The sequence below is a fragment of the Protofrankia sp. CiP3 genome (assembly GCF_917627345.1).
In the GTDB taxonomy this organism is placed as follows: Bacteria; Actinomycetota; Actinomycetes; order Frankiales; family Frankiaceae; genus Protofrankia.
Window position 1 is genome coordinate 1 of sequence record NZ_CAKJTM010000238.1, and the last position, 499, is coordinate 499.

Sequence of the window (499 nt, forward strand, 5' to 3'; positions counted from 1 at the left end):
GGGGCTGGTTGGGTAGGGAGCTGGCGCGGTGACGCGTAAGCGTTCCGTTTCCAGCTCCCTCCCGTCGATTCCGTGCATGCGGTTCTCCCGCACACGGCTCACCGACGTCTTTCACCGCCGGCATTCGGTGATCTCCAGGGGCGGTTCGGTCGGGGAGCAAGCACGGTCCCGTCAAGGTTGAGCAGACCAAAGTGGTCGGGTGAGACGTAGGCCACGACCCGCCACCCCCACGCCCGGCTGCGTTTGTGACGGTTCGCCACGAAGATCGCCAGACGGTGCACGGCGTAGGTCTGCATCGTGTCGAACATCCACGCCGAGTTTCCGTAACGGAAATACCCAGCCCAGCCGCGTAGGAAAGCGTTCACCTGCCGCACGACGGTGTCGACCGGCACCAGCAGACGCGACCGGGCCGTCAGTTCCCGGATCCGGTCACGGGCGTGCTGGGCCGCCTTGCGGGACGGCCAGCGGGCAAGGAAGACGACACGTTTGGCCCCGGTCC

General features: G+C 66.7%; 1 protein-coding gene. It reads right to left on the minus strand.

The window, feature by feature from the left end; all coding sequences use genetic code 11:
* Positions 1-98: 98 nt before the first annotated feature.
* Positions 99-499 (minus strand): group II intron maturase-specific domain-containing protein (locus tag MJ797_RS26820; RefSeq protein WP_305039806.1); only part of this gene is annotated, 401 nt, incomplete at its 5' end.